This is a genomic window from Pseudomonas sp. NPDC086112 (assembly GCF_044746425.1).
Lineage (GTDB): Bacteria > Pseudomonadota > Gammaproteobacteria > Pseudomonadales > Pseudomonadaceae > Aquipseudomonas.
On the sequence record NZ_JBIVCD010000014.1, the window covers coordinates 18014 to 34370 of the forward strand.

General features: G+C 59.0%; 14 protein-coding genes. 9 read left to right on the forward strand and 5 right to left on the reverse strand.

The annotated features are described in order from the left end of the window. Window positions 1–11: 11 nt before the first annotated feature. Both ACIPLA_RS12620 and ACIPLA_RS12625 read right to left on the reverse strand, forming a co-directional pair. Window positions 12–902: a universal stress protein gene (locus tag ACIPLA_RS12620; RefSeq protein WP_218394544.1), complete on the reverse strand. Its 891-nt coding sequence runs from the start codon at window positions 900–902 to the stop codon at window positions 12–14. A 211-nt stretch (window positions 903–1113) separates the two neighbouring features. Next, window positions 1114–1611: a BCAM0308 family protein gene (locus tag ACIPLA_RS12625; RefSeq protein WP_123494005.1), complete on the reverse strand. Its 498-nt coding sequence runs from the start codon at window positions 1609–1611 to the stop codon at window positions 1114–1116. 388 nt (window positions 1612–1999) lie between these two features. Between ACIPLA_RS12625 and ftsH the strand changes: the two genes are divergently transcribed. Further along, window positions 2000–3826 carry an ATP-dependent zinc metalloprotease FtsH gene (gene ftsH / locus ACIPLA_RS12630; protein ID WP_401173320.1) on the forward strand — a complete coding sequence of 609 codons (1827 nt, stop codon included), beginning with the start codon at window positions 2000–2002 and terminating at the stop codon, window positions 3824–3826. Window positions 3827–3832: 6 nt separating this feature from the next. Here ftsH and ACIPLA_RS12635 read toward each other — a convergent pair whose 3' ends face one another. Continuing rightward, window positions 3833–6214 carry a phosphoketolase gene (locus ACIPLA_RS12635; RefSeq protein ID WP_401173322.1) on the reverse strand — a complete coding sequence of 794 codons (2382 nt, stop codon included), beginning with the start codon at window positions 6212–6214 and terminating at the stop codon, window positions 3833–3835. Window positions 6215–6426: 212 nt separating this feature from the next. Between ACIPLA_RS12635 and fnr the strand changes: the two genes are divergently transcribed. Together fnr and ACIPLA_RS12645 are read left to right on the forward strand one after the other, a co-directional pair. Beyond that, on the forward strand, window positions 6427–7173 hold the full coding sequence (gene fnr, locus ACIPLA_RS12640; protein WP_401173324.1) for a fumarate/nitrate reduction transcriptional regulator Fnr: 747 nt from the start codon (window positions 6427–6429) through the stop codon (window positions 7171–7173). 33 nt (window positions 7174–7206) lie between these two features. Beyond that, window positions 7207–8190, forward strand: coding sequence for a zinc-dependent alcohol dehydrogenase family protein (locus ACIPLA_RS12645; protein WP_401173326.1), 984 nt, complete (start codon window positions 7207–7209; stop codon window positions 8188–8190). Here the strand turns inward: ACIPLA_RS12645 and ACIPLA_RS12650 are convergent. Next, on the reverse strand, window positions 8180–9100 hold the full coding sequence (locus ACIPLA_RS12650) for a universal stress protein (protein ID WP_218394539.1): 921 nt from the start codon (window positions 9098–9100) through the stop codon (window positions 8180–8182). The two genes, ACIPLA_RS12645 and ACIPLA_RS12650, sit on opposite strands and share 11 nt — an antisense overlap. Before the next feature lie 224 nt (window positions 9101–9324). Between ACIPLA_RS12650 and ACIPLA_RS12655 the strand changes: the two genes are divergently transcribed. Both ACIPLA_RS12655 and ACIPLA_RS12660 read left to right on the forward strand, forming a co-directional pair. Then, the gene (locus tag ACIPLA_RS12655; protein ID WP_218394538.1) at window positions 9325–9888 is read left to right on the forward strand and encodes a GNAT family N-acetyltransferase; all 564 of its coding nucleotides are present in this window, start codon (window positions 9325–9327) and stop codon (window positions 9886–9888) included. Between the two features lie 230 nt (window positions 9889–10118). Beyond that, on the forward strand, window positions 10119–11939 hold the full coding sequence (locus ACIPLA_RS12660) for a DAHL domain-containing protein (RefSeq protein WP_401173329.1): 1821 nt from the start codon (window positions 10119–10121) through the stop codon (window positions 11937–11939). A gap of 145 nt (window positions 11940–12084) precedes the next feature. On the opposite strand, the gene ACIPLA_RS12665 is transcribed toward ACIPLA_RS12660, so the two are convergent. After that, window positions 12085–12903 (reverse strand): aldo/keto reductase, encoded by an 819-nt coding sequence (locus tag ACIPLA_RS12665; RefSeq protein WP_401173441.1) that lies wholly within the window; start codon window positions 12901–12903, stop codon window positions 12085–12087. 348 nt (window positions 12904–13251) lie between these two features. On the opposite strand from ACIPLA_RS12665, the gene ACIPLA_RS12670 reads away from it, so the two are divergent. From ACIPLA_RS12670 to ACIPLA_RS12685, 4 genes are all read left to right on the forward strand, one after another. Further along, window positions 13252–14040, forward strand: coding sequence for an alpha/beta hydrolase (locus ACIPLA_RS12670; RefSeq protein WP_401173331.1), 789 nt, complete (start codon window positions 13252–13254; stop codon window positions 14038–14040). 274 nt (window positions 14041–14314) lie between these two features. Continuing rightward, the gene (locus ACIPLA_RS12675) at window positions 14315–15292 is read left to right on the forward strand and encodes an NAD-dependent epimerase (RefSeq protein ID WP_401173333.1); all 978 of its coding nucleotides are present in this window, start codon (window positions 14315–14317) and stop codon (window positions 15290–15292) included. A 46-nt stretch (window positions 15293–15338) separates the two neighbouring features. After that, on the forward strand, window positions 15339–16079 hold the full coding sequence (locus ACIPLA_RS12680; protein ID WP_008008384.1) for a glycosyltransferase family 2 protein: 741 nt from the start codon (window positions 15339–15341) through the stop codon (window positions 16077–16079). Continuing rightward, a complete protein-coding gene (locus ACIPLA_RS12685; RefSeq protein ID WP_008008386.1) occupies window positions 16076–16354 on the forward strand; it encodes a lipid-A-disaccharide synthase N-terminal domain-containing protein in 279 nt (92 codons plus the stop codon). The genes ACIPLA_RS12680 and ACIPLA_RS12685 overlap by 4 nt, the downstream gene beginning before the upstream one ends. Window positions 16355–16357: the final 3 nt, after the last annotated feature.

A 16357-nucleotide genomic window follows, 5' to 3' on the forward strand; every position in this document is an offset into this window, starting at 1 on the left:
AAGGTCCGCCCCTAGACTGCCAGAACGCTGCAAGGCACCTGATACAGGATATGTTCGGTGGTGCTGCCCACAAGCTTGTTCAAGCCGTGAGACTGCACCCTGCCCATCACGATCACATCCACGTGTTGCTCAAAGGCGAACTCACTCAGCGCCGAGACGGGATGTCCCAGGATGAAATGCCGACGGTCAGACGGCACACCGTATCGACCGGCCAACTTGAGGAACGATTTCTCCAGGGCTTTACGCATTTGCCTGGTCAGTTCCGACAGCGTCAGACCACCACCGCCCATATCACCCAGATAGTCTGTCGAAGTGTCGCAGGCGTACAGCAGGTGCAACTCGGCATCACACTGCAGCGCGAGCCCGGTAGCCTGCTGGATAATCCGCTCATTCAGCTCGCTGTCTGAAGGGTCGGTATCGCAAGCATCAACCGCTGCCACCACCTTGCGCGGCAAGGCATGGCCACTGGCGCCCACCAGATAGACCGGAATCGGACAGTGGCGCAGCAGGTGCCAATCCTGAGGGGTGAAGAGCGCGCGCTTGAGCGCAGATTCATGCTGAACTTCCTTGATCAACAGGTCGGGCTGCATTTCCGTGACGTGATCAAGAATGTCCTGCTGCAGGTCATCGGCCCAGGCCACCTCCGTCGTCACTTCGATCCCCCGACCACGGATATTTTTTGCCTGACTCTGCAGCCAATCGCGATGGTCCTGCAGGTAACTCTCCCGAGCCGTTTCCCGCACGCCCTCTTCCAGCAGGGACAGAATGTCCAACGACTTTATCAAGGCAACGATGTGCAAAGTTGCCCCGCTGGCCTTGGCCAGGGCCGCTGCATGGTGTATTGCAGGCGAGTGGCGCAGGGCCGGGTTGATGATCAGCAATAACCGTTGGTACTGGCTCATGATCTGACTCCAGACAGGTGGCTTTTCAACGCCTGCACTACCTGTTGCGGGAGGCAGCCGTTGCGTCCTCGCTGGGTCAAGCACCAGCGTTAACCTCAGACTCCTCCGTTGGGATCTCCCTGGCGTTGATAAATATCAAATACCTGCGCCAGGCAGGCTACCCGCATAAACCTGCCTGGTAAGCGATAGCAGTTTGTGCGCGTCGATGCTTCTAGTCGTCACGCGTCCAGCTGACGCTCAGCCCGTACTCATTATCGTTGTACTGATAATCGGAGTGTCCTTTGAAAGCCGCTTCAAGTGCGTGACCCAGACGGTTCGCGAGATGGATACCGGTGGTGGTCACAATCAGCGCATCCTCTGAGTCGGTCAGGCTGATGAGGCGCTCCAGGGCATGTTCCGCTTTTTCCTGTTCCTCGGTATTTTTGATCAGGTTGACGATTTCATTCAGATGCTCAAGCAAGAAGCTGCCCGATAGCGTCAGCGTGCCGGCAGGCCTGTTGTCATTGGTACGCCGACAGGCTGGGCAGATCATCGATTGCGCGTCATGAATCACCGTGTTTTCAGGAATCTTCCAGGTCCAGTTACCCGCTTGATAAGCGGCTCCACACTCCGAACAGATGGCAGAACCTTCGACTCGCGGCAAACAATACGGATCATGCGCCGGGGTTTTGAACAGGTTGTTTTTTTGACTCTGCTGATACTTGTCCATGGTCTTTTCCTCACAAATGACTTGGATAAAAATCCCACGCGAAGCCGTGCTTTCAAATCGCCCCCTTGCAGTGGCGCGCATTGAAAACACCGTGAACCTCAAGACTTAATTTGGACCCGGTTCCTTGCTGCACAGGTTGATAATTGTCAATTCGGGCCAACAACCGACAGTCGGTCACCCCGCTATTGCCAGGGTCCGCATGGCGTAGCGCTTCACCCGCGAGGGAGAAGCTGAAGCAGGCTATCTTTAGTAAAGGGGTCGGTCGCTGGCCTGTAGAAACAGGGTGTCGCTTTTCAATGACTTTTCATCCCCTGGGCGTGGAACAACCCTGACCGCGCGGTGGCGGCCCGTTATAAACGACCCTGCGTTCCCACTCTGAGCCAAGGCCATGAAAAAGAACGACCAGTGGAATCTGTCCTACTTCGCGATCGCTTTTATCGTGCTGAGCCTCGCACAGATTTTCTTCGGCGAGCGCCAGGCGGTGCAGCCCCTCCCGTACAGCCAATTCCTGCAACTGTTGAACGAGCAAAAAGTCAGTGATTTGCGGGTCGACAAGGACCAGATCAGCGGCAAGTTGCAAGAGCCCATCGACGGACGCGAGCGGTTCTCCACCGTGCGGGTCGACCCGGCGCTGGCGACCGAACTGTCTCAATCGGGCGTCGGTTTTACCGGAACCACCGAAAACACCTTTTTGAACAGCCTGTTGGGCTGGTTGTTACCGTTTGTCCTGATCATGGTGTTCTGGAATTTCCTGTTTCGCGGGATGGCGGACAAACAAGGTCTTGGTGGGCTGATGAATGTCGGTAAGTCCCGGGCCAAGGTGTTTGTCGAACGCGACACCGGGGTCACCTTCGCCGATGTCGCGGGCATCGACGAAGCCAAGGCCGAGTTGGTGGAGATCGTCTCGTTCCTCAAGGACAAGGCCAAGTACGCACGCCTGGGCGCACACATTCCCAAAGGCACCTTGCTGGTGGGCCCGCCAGGCACCGGCAAGACGCTGGTGGCCAAAGCCATCGCAGGGGAAGCCGGTGTGCCGTTTTTCTCGATCTCCGGCTCCGAGTTCGTCGAGATGTTCGTCGGGGTCGGCGCAGCCCGGGTCCGCGACCTGTTCGAGCAGGCCAGGCAGGCGGCGCCCTGCATCATCTTCATCGATGAACTCGACGCATTGGGCAAGATGCGCGGCGTCGGTACGCTGGGCGGCAATGACGAAAAAGAACAGACCCTCAACCAGTTACTGGCCGAGCTGGATGGCTTCGATCCCCGTGAGGGCGTGGTGTTGCTGGCCGCGACCAACCGGCCTGAGGTCCTCGACCCGGCGTTGTTGCGGGCCGGGCGCTTCGACCGGCAGATTCTGATCGACCGCCCCGACCGCAAAGGTCGGGAGGCGATCCTCAAGGTCCATCTCAAGAAAGTCATTGTGGAGCCAGGGCTTGATGGCGCACGTATCGCCGAGATCACCACCGGTTTCACCGGCGCCGACCTGGCCAATCTGGTTAACGAAGCGGCCATCGTCGCCACTCGACGCGGCGCCGAAGCGGTCAGCCTGAACGATTTCACCGCGGCCGTAGAGCGGCTCATCGCGGGGCTTGAACGCAAGAGCAGCCTGCTCGATCCCGACGAGCGCCGGGTAGTGGCCTATCACGAAATGGGGCATGCTCTGGCCGCCAGCACGCTGCCGGCGATGGATCCGGTGCATAAAGTGTCGATCGTGCCCCGCGCCATCGGCTCGCTCGGCTATACCCTGCAACGACCGACCGAGGATCACTTCCTGATCAGTTGCCAGACCCTCAAGGACCGGATTGTCGTGCTGATGGCCGGGCGCGCCGCCGAAGACCTGGTCTATGGCCAGATCTCCACCGGGGCCGCCGATGATCTGGGCCGCGCGACTGATATCGCCCGCCAATTGATCACCCGGTTCGGCATGAGCGCCGAACTCGGACAATCGGTGCTGGAGCGGCAAAACGCAACGTACCTGGGAGACCGCATGGCCACGGTGGGCGAGAAGGATTATTCGGAACAGACCGCCCGGGAAATCGACCTGGGTATCCGCGCCCTGCTCGATGAAGCCTACCAACGGGCCAAGGCATTGCTGGAGAGTCGTCGGGCCGACCTGGATGAGGGGGCCCGCCTGTTGCTGGAAAAGGAAACCCTCACCCCCGAGGAATTCCCGCCGCTGATGCCACTCAAGCCTGCCCCGGCATTACCGAAACTGTGATAACCATCAAGCCCGGTTATCCGGCGCCGGTGTCCATTGCCACTGCATCACTTCGGGCATGTCTTGCCCGTGTTCGATGAGATAAAGCTTGTGCTTCTCCATCGTCGCCCAGTAGCGCGCCCGGGCGGTCTGGAGCTGATCATGCAGCCGGGGCACGCGCTCGATGACATCCAGTGCCAGCTGATAACGATCCAGGTTGTTGAGCACCGCCATGTCGAACGGTGTGGTGGTCGCCCCCTCGTCCTTGAAGCCGCGGACATGAAAGTTTTCGTGATTGGTGCGCTTGTACAGCAGTCGGTGGATCAGCGCGGGATAGCCGTGGAAGGCGAAAATCACGGGTCGGTCGACGGTGAACAGTTCATCGAATGCGTTGTCCGGCAAACCATGGGGATGGTGGTACGACGGTTGCAGCACCATCAGATCGACGACATTGATCACCCTCACCCGCAAATCCGGCACGTATTCGCGCAGCAAGGTGACCGCGGCCAGGGTTTCAAGGGTCGGAACGTCGCCGGCACAGGCCATGACCACGTCGGGATCGCTATCATCCTGGCAGGCCCAGTCCCACCGTCCGATACCGACCTGGCAATGACGAATCGCCGCATCGATATTCAACCATTGCCATTCCGGTTGCTTGCCGGCCACGATCACGTTGACGTAATTGCGGCTTCTGAGGCAATGATCGGCCACCGATAAGAGGCAATTGGCGTCGGGCGGCAGATAGATCCGGACCACGTCCGCGGTTTTGTTCGCCACCAGATCAATGAACCCCGGATCCTGGTGGGAGAAGCCGTTATGGTCCTGGCGCCAGACATGGGACGTGAGCAAATAGTTGAGCGAGGCAATGGGTTTGCGCCATGGCACTTCAGCGGCGGTTTTCAGCCATTTGGCATGCTGGTTGAACATCGAGTCGACGATGTGGATGAACGCCTCGTAACAGGAAAAAAGCCCATGCCGGCCCGTCAGCAAATAGCCTTCGAGCCAGCCTTCGCACACCTGCTCGCTCAGAATCTCCATCACCCGGCCATCGGCTGCCAGATTGACGTCGTCGACGCCCAGTGGCTCCATCCATGCCTTGGCGCTGACTTCATACACCGCATCCAGCCGGTTCGAGGCGGTTTCGTCCGGGCCGAACAGACGAAAATTGTTCGACGTCAGATTGTCTTTCATCACGTCTCGCAAAAACGCTCCCAGCACCCGTGTGGCTTCTGCGCGCAGACCACCGGGAACCTCGATGTTCACCGCATAATCGGTGAACCGCGGCAGCTCCAGCGGTCGCAACAGCAGCCCACCGTTGGCGTGGGGATTGGCGCTCATTCGCCGGTGGCCGGTCGGCGCCAGGGCGGCGATTTCGGGCAGCAAGGTGCCATTGGCGTCAAACAGCTCGTCAGGGCGGTAGCTGTAGAGCCATTCCTCCAATTGCCGCAAGTGCGTGGGTTGCTGAAAATCGGCCAGCGGGACTTGATGCGCGCGCCAGGTGCCTTCGACCCGACGACCATCGACGAATTTCGGTCCCGTCCAGCCCTTGGGCGTGCGTAATACCAGCATCGGCCACAAGGGCCGTTCCGGTGGGCGGGTTTGCGGCCGTTGGCGCGCGATCCGTTGAATTTCACGAATCTCCAGCACCATGGTGTCCAGCGTCCTGGCCAGGGCCTGATGAACCTCTGCCGGGTCATCCCCTTCGACGAAATACGGATCGTAGCCATAGCCATACATCAACGCCGATAGCTCCTCCTCGCTGATGCTGGAGAGCACGGTCGGGTTGGCGATTTTGTACCCGTTCAGATGCAAAATCGGCAGCACCGCCCCGTCACGCGCCGGGTTGAGAAACTTGTTGGAGTGCCAACTGGCCGCCAACGTCCCGGTTTCGGCCTCGCCGTCGCCAATGACACACGCCACCATCAAATCCGGGTTATCGAACGCGGCGCCGTAGGCATGGGCCAGGCTATAGCCCAGCTCGCCTCCTTCATGGATCGACCCCGGAATCTGCGCTGAAACATGGCTGGAAATGCCGTAGGGCCAGGAAAACTGCCGGAATAGTCGAGTCAGACCGTTAGTGTTGCACCCCACCGACGGGTTGAATTCGGTGTACGTCCCTTCCATGTAGGTCTGGGCCACGACCGCCGGGCCGCCATGCCCGGGGCCGGCGATGAAGATCATGTTCAGGTCGTGGGTCGTGATCAGGTGGTTGAGGTGCGTATAGATCAGGTTCAATCCCGGCGTCGTGCCCCAATGCCCCAGTAGCCGTGGCTTGACATGCGCCAGCGTCAGCGGCTCCTTCATCAGCGGGTTGTCCTTGAGGTAGATCTGCCCGACCGCCAGATAGTTGGAGGCCCGCCAGTAGGCATCCAGCCCTTCCAGTTGCTCGGCACTCAAAAAATCGCTCATGACGTTCTCCGCGAGGGGCTCGGTATACCGATTAAACATGCGCCAATTCTGGGAGTCTGCAACGCGCAAGACTTGATTTACATCAAGTCCTGCGCCGGCCGCCCCGTCTCGACGAGGACGAGCCTTTTCCCGCTCGTCGATTGCCCCCGTAAACGCCCGATTTAAGTTGCGATCCAAACTATCCTTTACCCACTATCAGGGGGCTACAAGTGATGCCCGAAACCCGACCCTACCAACATCATTATCTGAAGGCCGCGTGCTCCAACTGCAGCGTCCTGGAGTTATGCCTGCCGATCGGCTTGACCGGTCAGGAGGTCGAGCGGCTGGATACCCTGATCGTTCAGCGGGTAAAGGTGAAAAAAGGTGCCGCCCTGTACCGGGCCGGTGATCCGTTGCGCTCGCTGTATGCGGTACGCATTGGTGCATTCAAGACCAGCATGCTGTCGGTCGATGGCCGCGAGCAGGTGACCGGTTTTCAGATACCCGGCGAGATGCTCGGTCTGGACGCCATCAGCGACGATCGGCACGCCTGCAGCGCCTTTGCCCTGGAAGACAGCGAAGTCTGCCCCCTGCACTACGCACAACTGGAGAAACTCGCCCAGGAGTTGCCCTCACTGCAACACAACATGAACAAGCTCCTGAGCCGGGAGATCGTGCGTGATCACAGCATGCTCATGATGATGGGTAACATGAACTCCGATGAACGCCTGGCAACCTTCCTGCTGAACCTGTCGCAACGGCTGAGCATTCGCGGGTACTCGTCCAGAGACTTCGTGCTGAAGATGCGCCGTGAAGAGATCGGCTCGTATCTGGGCCTGCGCCTGGAAACCATCTGTCGGGGCATCGCTCATCTACGGGATCAGGGGTTGGTCGAGATTTCCGGGCGTAATGTCAAAGTCCTGAATCTGGAGGGGCTCAAGCAATTGGTCGTCGGCTGTCACCAGCAGTCGCCCCCCTGACGCCCCAGGTGCATCGGCTTTTGGAGAATCGTCATGCGCGCGATGGTTTTGCATGCCCCCGGCCAGCCGCTGCAACGGGAGGAGCGTGCCATCCCGATACCCGACGCACGCCAACTGTTAATCAAAGTCCTGGCCTGTGGCGTGTGCCGCACCGACCTGCATCTGGTGGATGGTGAATTGCCGCAAGCAGTGCTGCCGCGGGTGCCGGGCCACGAAATCGTCGGTGAAGTGACGGCGGTGGGTACCAACGTCGCGCCCGACTGGGTCGGTAAGCGCGTGGGCGTTCCCTGGCTCGGCTGGACGTGCGGTGAGTGCACATTCTGCCGCTCGGGCCGGGAGAACCTCTGCGATCGCGCCCGGTTCACCGGCTGTCACCTGGATGGCGGTTATGCCGAGTACACCGTTGCCGACGCCCATTTCTGTTTTCCCATCCCGGACGCGCTCTCGGCCGCCGAAGCCGCACCGCTGCTGTGTGCCGGGCTGATCGGTTTTCGCGCCTTGCAAATGGCCAAAGGGGCGCGTCATCTGGGTCTTTATGGCTTCGGCGCGGCGGCGCATCTGGCGATTCAGGTGGCACGGGGCCGGGGGCAGCAGGTGTATGCCTTCACCCGACCGGGCGACAGCGAGGGCCAGGCCTATGCCCGAACCCTGGGCGCCGAATGGGCAGGTCCCTCGGATCAACCGCCGCCGCACCCGCTCGACGCCAGCCTGATCTTCGCCCCCGTCGGTGCGCTGGTGCCACTGGCGCTGGAGGCCACCGTCAAGGGTGGCTGTGTGATTTGCGCGGGCATCCACATGAGCGACATTCCCAGCTTCCCTTATCGATTGCTGTGGGGCGAACGCAGCATCCGTTCAGTGGCAAACCTGACTCGCGAGGACGGCACGGCGTTTTTTGCAGAGCTGCGTCATACGCCCGTGCACAGCGATGTCACCTGTTTCGCCCTGGACGATGCCAATCAGGCACTGGCCAGCCTGCGGGCCGGTCAGGTCAAAGGCGCGATTGTGCTCATCCCCTGACACGCGATCCCGGCTGTTTGACCGCCAGAATACTGCCCGGCACCGAGTAAAGCGCCCGTTCCGTGTTGCTGCCGATCAACCGATCGAACCCCACCCGATGCACCGTGCCCATTACAACGACATCGGCCAGATACTCCTCGACAAACTCACTCAGCACCGGCGCCGGCAGGCCCATGATGAAATGCCGGCGCTCCGGTGGCACGCCATAGCGATCGGCCAGGCTCACAAACGCCTGGTGCAGGGATTGCCGCAGCTCCTCCATGAAGTCCACGTTCCACCCGCCGCTGACCAAGGGCGCATCGCCATTGAAGGCCGGCGACAAGTCATACGCGTACAGCAGATGCAGCGGTGCATCGCATTGCAGGGCCAGTGCATTCGCCGATTGAATGATGGTGTCGTTGAGGCCACTGATTTGCGTCGAGGGGTCGAACGGGTCCACTGCCGCCACGATCCGGTGCGGCAAAGCGTGACGGGCCTGATTGACCAGATGCACCGGCACTTGGCATTCGCGCAGCAGATGGCAATCCAGAGGGGTGACAAACACGCGCTTGAGCAGCGGCTCCAGCGTGACGTCCTTGATCAGCAGGTCGGGCTTGAGCTCTTCGACGCACCTCAGGATGTCCAGCAATGGATGAGTGGTGAAGACCACTTCCACGCTCACTTTCAGTCCCTCACCGCTGAGGCGCTGAATTTCTTCCGCCATCCAGCGGCGATAGCGGCGCAGATAGCGCTGGTACTCCGCCTCATCGGTTTTTTCTTCCCACAAATGGATGATCGGGGCCGGTTCTATGAACGCCCGCACATCCAGAATCGCCCCGCTGACCTTGGCGAGGGCAACGGCGCGCTGCAAGGCCGGGGATTGGTACAGGGTTCGGTCGGCGATCAGCAACACACGTTGATATTGACCCATCACACACCTCGATTCGGTGCCGGTCCAAAGCGCCGGTATGTTCCCAGACTGCGCTCGTTACCCCCTGGCCCGGTTGATTTACATCAGATGCAAGCGTTTGAGCCTGCCTGTCACGAGTGTCTGATCCAGATCAGATTCAAGCGCCGCCAGCGGCGTAAAAAAGAAATGAACCGCGTGGTTCGTTGCGACGCGCGAGCCTTTCAACCCGAATGGAGAATTGCACCATGCTCACTGTTAAAGACCACAATGACCGAGCGGCCGCCGCCTACGCTGCCGTCTCCGGACAGTACTGGATTGAAGCGCTCAGGGACGGGCGCCATGTGCTGATCCGGCCGCTGACAGAAAAAGACCGCGAACGTGAATATGCTTTTATCAAGCAGCTGTCCCCGGAGTCGCGGCACATGCGCTTTCTGGCGCAAGTCAATGAGCCCGGCACGGCCATGCTCGACCAGTTGATGGATGTCGACGGCAAGAAGCGGTTGGCTTACATCGCCCTGATCCATGACAACGGCAAACTGATTGAAATCGGTGTCAGCCGCTATGCCGCCACCGCCGACACTGAGTGTGAATGTGCCGTGACGGTTGCCGATGAGTACCAGCATCTGGGCTTGGGCACCACGCTGATGGAGCATTTGATCAAGGCCGCGCGCAAGAATGGTTTTCGTCAGATGTATTCCGTCGACGCCGCCAGCAATGCCCCCATGCGCGATTTGGCCAAAGCCCTGGGCTTTGAGACCCGTCACGATCCCGATGACAGTCGTCAGGTCATTCATAGCCTCTATCTGTAAAAAAAACGCCCCTCGGCGTGATTGGATCCGCCGAGGGGTGTTTCAACACTCAGGGCTCTAACAACGAGTGCCGACCCGCCGTTCGGTGTTTTTTTCAACGGTGTCCGCCAACAACGCTAGGCTTACAAACAATGTGGTGATCATCGCCATTTTGCAGGGAGCGCAAAAATGGAAATCATTAACCGTTGGCAAAACCTCTCCCTCAGGATGGCCCAGGGAGGAATGCCGCAATGAAGCTTTCCAATCATTACAAATGGACTGCCTTGGGCGCCATTGCGCTGACTCTTTTCAGCGTACTGATATTTTTGCTGATCAAATCCTATTCCTACGACACATCGACCTACTTCGAGTCGCGCGACTTCGTTCGCCAACTCAAGCAGTTCGATGCCAACTGGAACGTGAAGGTTCTGAGAGCCAAAATCGGCCTGAACGACAATTTGTTTCTGGGAGCCCCCGCTGAAGCAGAACAGCGATGGGCGCAGCTCGACAACCTCAATGCGACCGGCCCCCTCTCGACCCTTTGGCAAACTCGACGCGAGGGTTATCTGGATGCGGTAGAAAACAAAACCCGACTGGTTGAGCAATTCAAACAGCACAACACGGCCTTGCGAATATCATTCGAGGCCCTGCCTGAGCTGGAAGATAACATTCGGGTGTTGCTGGAAGATTTCAACGACAAACGCCCGAAAGTGGATGCTGTGGCGGCCTCAGTGGTGTTCGATGTTACGTTGGACACCCTTGAATACGCCCTCTATGTCTCCAGCGAAAGGGCTGAGGAAATCTCCGGACATATGAAGTATCTGAATGAATACATCAATCAACTGCCGCCCGAACAGCGCCCGCCTTTCACTGCCTTTGTAGACGCGGTGAATGCCATTGTTCGAGAACAGCCCATCGTCAATGATCTGCTTGATCGCATCAGTGTGATTCCGGTCGCACGGCAGTTGGACAGCATCAACGAATTATTGAACGAGAAACAACGGCGCACCAGCGCGACAGACCGCCAATATCACCTTTACCTGGGCATATGCGCCGGCATCATGGCCCTGCTGTTGTTGTATCTGGCCGGCCGCCTGATTCGCAGTTATGCCCTGATCAACAAGATGAACAATGAGTTGCAAACGGCAAACGAGCGACTGGAGCAACGCGTCGAGGAACGCACCCGCGAACTGCTGGAAGCCGAGCGCGAACTGGTCGATGCCGCGCGGATGGCCGGCATGGCGGAGATCGCGAGCAATGTGCTGCACAACGTAGGCAATGTGCTGAACAGCGTTAACGTCTCGGCAGATGTGATCACCCGCAAATTGGCGGCCAGCAAAACCCTTGGCCTGGGTAAAGCGGTAAACATGATGAACGAGCATGCCGAAGACCTGGGGCAGTTCATGACCTTCGATGAAAAAGGCAAACTGCTTCGCGGTTACCTCAATCAACTGGTCGACTCCATCGCGACCGAGCAATCGAGCATCGTTGACGAACTGTCGCAACTGACCAAAAGCATCGATCACATCAAGGACATCGTTTCCACTCAACAGGCCTATGCCGGTGCCGCCAGGCTGGTCGAGCCGTTGAACGTCGTCGATCTGTTCGAGGATGCGTTACGCATGAATTCCGGCGCCTTGAGTCGACACCATGTCGTCGTCACCAAGGACTACCAGGACACGCCAACGATCATCGGCGACAAACACCGACTGCTGTTGATCCTGATCAACCTGATCAGCAATGCCAAATATGCAATGTCCAAGGTCAGCGACCATCAGCGCCAGATGACGCTGGGCGTCAAGATTGTCGATAACACAACGCTGCGCCTCAGCGTAGAGGATCAGGGCGAAGGGATCGCTGCCGAAAACATCACCCGCATCTTCAATCACGGCTTCACCACGCGCAAGGAAGGTCATGGTTTTGGCCTGCACAGTTGTGCGCTCGCGGCGGTAGAGATGAACGGGCATCTTCGCGTGCATAGCGATGGACCGGGCCACGGAGCGGTTTTCACCCTGGAGATTCCGCTGGAAACGGCGCATGCATTGCCGACCGCTGGAATGTCAGTTAGTTAAGCGCAGAACCTGTGGGAGCGGGCTTGCTCGCGAAAGCGGTATGTCAGGCGACATCAATGTTGACTGTGCCGTCGTCTTCGCGAGCAAGCCCGCTCCCACAGGGACTGCGCTTGATTCACTGGCATTAGTCGTCCCGCCAACACGACTACCCCACCAAGGCCATCAACTGTTGACGCTGCGCATCCGTGAGCATCGGGCCAAAACCGGCACCGGCGTTTTCCGCCATGTAGCGCGGGTTGCTGGTACCGGGGATGACACAGGTCACCGCCGGATGAGCCAGCAGGAACTTGAGCGCCAATTGCGCCCAGCTAATGACCCCCACTTGCGCGGCCCATCCCGGCAGCGGTTTGCCTTTCAAACGCACGAGCAAACCGCCGCCGCCGAAAGGTCGATTGCAGATCACCGCCACACCGCGCTCACGGCACAGCGGCAGGATTCGCTTCTCGACACCGCGGTCGTCCAGGGCATAGTTGATCTGCAAAAAGTCCATCGGTTCGGCTTTCAATACCGCTTCCACCTCGTCATACGCCGACGCGGTGTAATGGGTGACGCCGATGTAGCGGATGCGCCCTTCTGCCTTCCATTGGCGCAGGGTGGGCAGGTGGGTTTTCCAGTCCAGCAGGTTGTGAATCTGCATCAGATCGATACGGTCGGTCTGCAACAGCTTGAACGACTGTTCCATCTGCGCGATGCCTTCTTCGCGACCCTGGGTCCAGACCTTGGTGGCCAGAAACGCAGGCGAACGAGGCCGATGGATCGACAGCAATTCACCGGTCGTCTGCTCGGCGCGACCATACATCGGCGAGCTGTCAATCACCGTGCCGCCCTTCTCGAACAACGCGATGAGCACGGCGGGCAGTTGCTTGTAGGCGGAGTCGGAAGGCGCGACATCAAAGCCACGATAGGTGCCCAACCCGACCATGGGTAACGGCTCGTTGCTGGAAGGAATGGCTCGGGTCAGCATGTTCTTGCCTCCTGTTTCCGTCGACGGCGCCGATGCGGCATAGGCCGGATCGAAGGTGAAGACCGCCGAAACACCGGCAGCCAGCGTGAGTATTTTTCTACGGCTGAAAACAATCATAGGCAAAGACCAGTCAGTAACACGCAACCCTGTGGGAGCGGGCTTGCTCGCGAAGACGGCGGCACAGTCAACATTGATGCTGCCTGACACACCGCTTTCGCGAGCAAGCCCGCTCCCACAGGAATTGCGCTTGATTGACTGACATTGGGCACCTCTCCTGTACAGCTGAATTTGCTGAACTACACTTTGGCCGCACTCAGGCAATAGCTGTCTCAAGGCCCAAAGCAGTCCATGTCGTCCACTAAACTTAGCCGAATGTCGCGCACCCTGATGTCTCTCTTCGCATTCGTTGCCGTTGCGTACCTGGTGCTCTGCGCGGCGCTGTTCGTCTTTCAGCGCGCCCTGATCTACTACCCGCAACCACGCGCGATCGACGCGCCCGAAACATTGCTGACGCTGCAAGTCGCCGATGCGCAAGTGCTGGTGACCGTCAGGCCACACGACGGCCCGAAGGCGTTGATCTACTTTGGTGGCAATGCCGAGGACGTTTCCCGCAGCCTGCCCGATTTTTCCCAGGCCTTTGCGGATCATGCGATCTACTTGCTGCATTACCGAGGCTACGGTGGCAGTTCCGGGTCGCCGTCCGAGGAGGCGATTCAGCAAGATGCCATGACCTTGTTCGACATGGTCTACAACACCCATCCCACTATCGCCGTGGTCGGGCGCAGCCTGGGTTCGGGCGTCGCCGTGCGCCTCGCCAGCCAACGCCCGGCCTCGCGCCTGATCCTGATCACGCCCTACAACAGCCTTGAAGACCTCGCCGCCCGGCAGTTCCGTTGGTTCCCGGTGAAGTGGCTGCTTCAGGACAGGTTCGAATCCTGGAAATATGCCTCTCACATCACGGTCCCGACGCTGTTGATGGCGGCCGAACACGACGAAGTCGTACCGCGCTCAAGCACGGAGCGGCTCTACACGCATTTCGCCAAGGGCGTGGCCTCGCTGCAGGTCATACCGGGCACGGGCCACAATTCGATATCCGAGAGCCCCCAATACTTGAAACTGCTAGGCGCCGCGTTGTAAGGGCCCGCAGGACGACTGGCACATCAGGGGACAGTCACAAAATCGACATCAACGCTTAACATTTTTTTTACATATGAGCAGGCACGGTATACGGCGGCGGGCACTGCGCTCATGAGCACCGCGCAAGCTTGGGATAAACAACGGAGCAAGGCATGGAGCCTACAGTGGTATCAACCAAAAAAAATAAGCTGATCAACACACACTCAGGGGTAAATGTCATGCAAAGGCCTCCTTTGCGCACGGCGGGGATTGGTCGCGCACAGGCGCGGGCCTCATGACGGTTCTGGTCACGGGCGCCGCCGGTTTCATCGGGTATCACACCGTCAAGCGATTGTGTCGGGAAGGCCTTGAAGTGGTCGGCATCGACAATCTCAACGACTACTACAGCGTGGAACTCAAACATGCACGGCTCAAGGCGTTGGAATCCTTGCCGGGCTTTCGTTTCCAGACTCTGGACATCGTCGACAAACCGGCCTTGATGGCGCTGTTCGAAGACCATGCTTTCACCGAGGTTGTGCACTTGGCGGCCCAGGCGGGCGTTCGCTATTCGCTGGACAACCCGGACGTCTATGCGCAGTCGAATCTGGTGGGTTTTCTCAATGTGCTGGAAGCCTGTCGGCATCACCGCCCCGCGCATCTGATCTATGCCTCGAGCAGCTCGGTGTACGGTACCAACCGCAAAATGCCGTTCAGTGTCGAAGACGCCGTCGATCATCCCATTTCGCTGTATGCAGCCACTAAACGAGCCAATGAACTGTTGGCGCACAGCTACTGCCACCTCTATGGCCTGAAGGCCAGCGGTCTTCGCTTTTTTACCGTTTACGGGCCTTGGGGGCGCCCCGACATGGCGCTGTTCAAGTTTACCGAGGCGATCATCAAAGGCTTGCCGATCGACATCTATAACCATGGCCAGATGTCGCGCGACTTCACCTACATCGACGACATCGTCGAAAGCATCGCTCGCCTGCGCTCAAAACCACCGGTGCCGAACGGGCCAGAGGATGGCGTAAACCGAATCTTCAACATAGGCCGCGGCCAGCCAGTGCCGCTGCTGGAATTCGTCGATTGCCTGGAAGCGGCATTGGGCATCAAGGCCCAACGCAACTTCATGCCGCTACAGGCGGGCGATGTGGTCAAGACCTGGGCCGATATTTCGGCACTGGCCGAGTGGGTCGACTTCCGCCCTCAGGTGACGGTTGAAACAGGCGTGGCGGAATTTGTGAAGTGGTATCGCCACTTCTACCAGATATGAAACGTGAGCCCTTGATAATAAAAGACCAAGGCGCAAGGGGGACTCTATGAGCCAAGACATTTTTGTATCTGTATTGATTCCAGCAAAAAACGAAGCGAACAACCTCAAACCTTTACTTGAGGAAATCCGCACCGCACTGGCCGATGAGGCTTACGAAATCATTGTCGTGGACGATGGCAGTACCGATTCCACCTTGCATGAACTGCGGCAGATGAAAAACAACGGCCTGAGCGCGTTGCGCATCCTGCGTCATGAGCGTTCGCTGGGACAAAGCACCTCGCTCTACCATGCAGCGCTCAATGCCCGGGGCCAATGGCTGGCGACACTCGATGGCGACGGACAAAACGACCCCGCGGACATCCCCGGGATGTTGGCGCTGGTGCGCGGTGAACAAGGTCTGGTAGACGTTCAGTTGGTGGCTGGTCACCGGGTCAACCGCCGCGATACCGCCAGCAAGCGCTGGGCCTCGCGTTTCGCCAACGGCCTGCGCAGCCGCCTGCTCAAGGACGCCACGCCGGACACCGGCTGCGGGCTGAAACTGATCGAGCGTGCGGCGTTTCTGCGCTTGCCGTACTTCGACCATATGCATCGGTTCATTCCTGCGCTGATCCAGCGTCACAACGGCCGCATGATCGTCCATCCGGTCAACCACCGGCCCCGCACGGCCGGGGTGTCCAAATACGGCAACATCGACCGTGCCCTGGTGGGTATTCTCGACCTGTTCGGCGTTTGGTGGCTGATCAAGCGCACACGGCTGAATACCAATGCACAGGAGATCGAAGGATGAACCTCTCCCGCGAAACCCTATGGCTGGTGATCGGCTTCGGTGGCCAGATCGCCTTTACCGGGCGCTTCGTCTTGCAGTGGCTGTACAGCGAATACAAGAAACGCAGCGTGATCCCGGTGAGCTTCTGGTACCTGAGCATCGTCGGCAGCACCTTGCTGTTCGCGTACGCCATTTACCGGCAAGACCCGGTCTTCATTGTCGGCCAGGCCTTTGGCTCCATCGTCTATTTGCGCAACTTGCAATTGATTGCCCGCAGCAGACATTTAAAGGACTGAGCC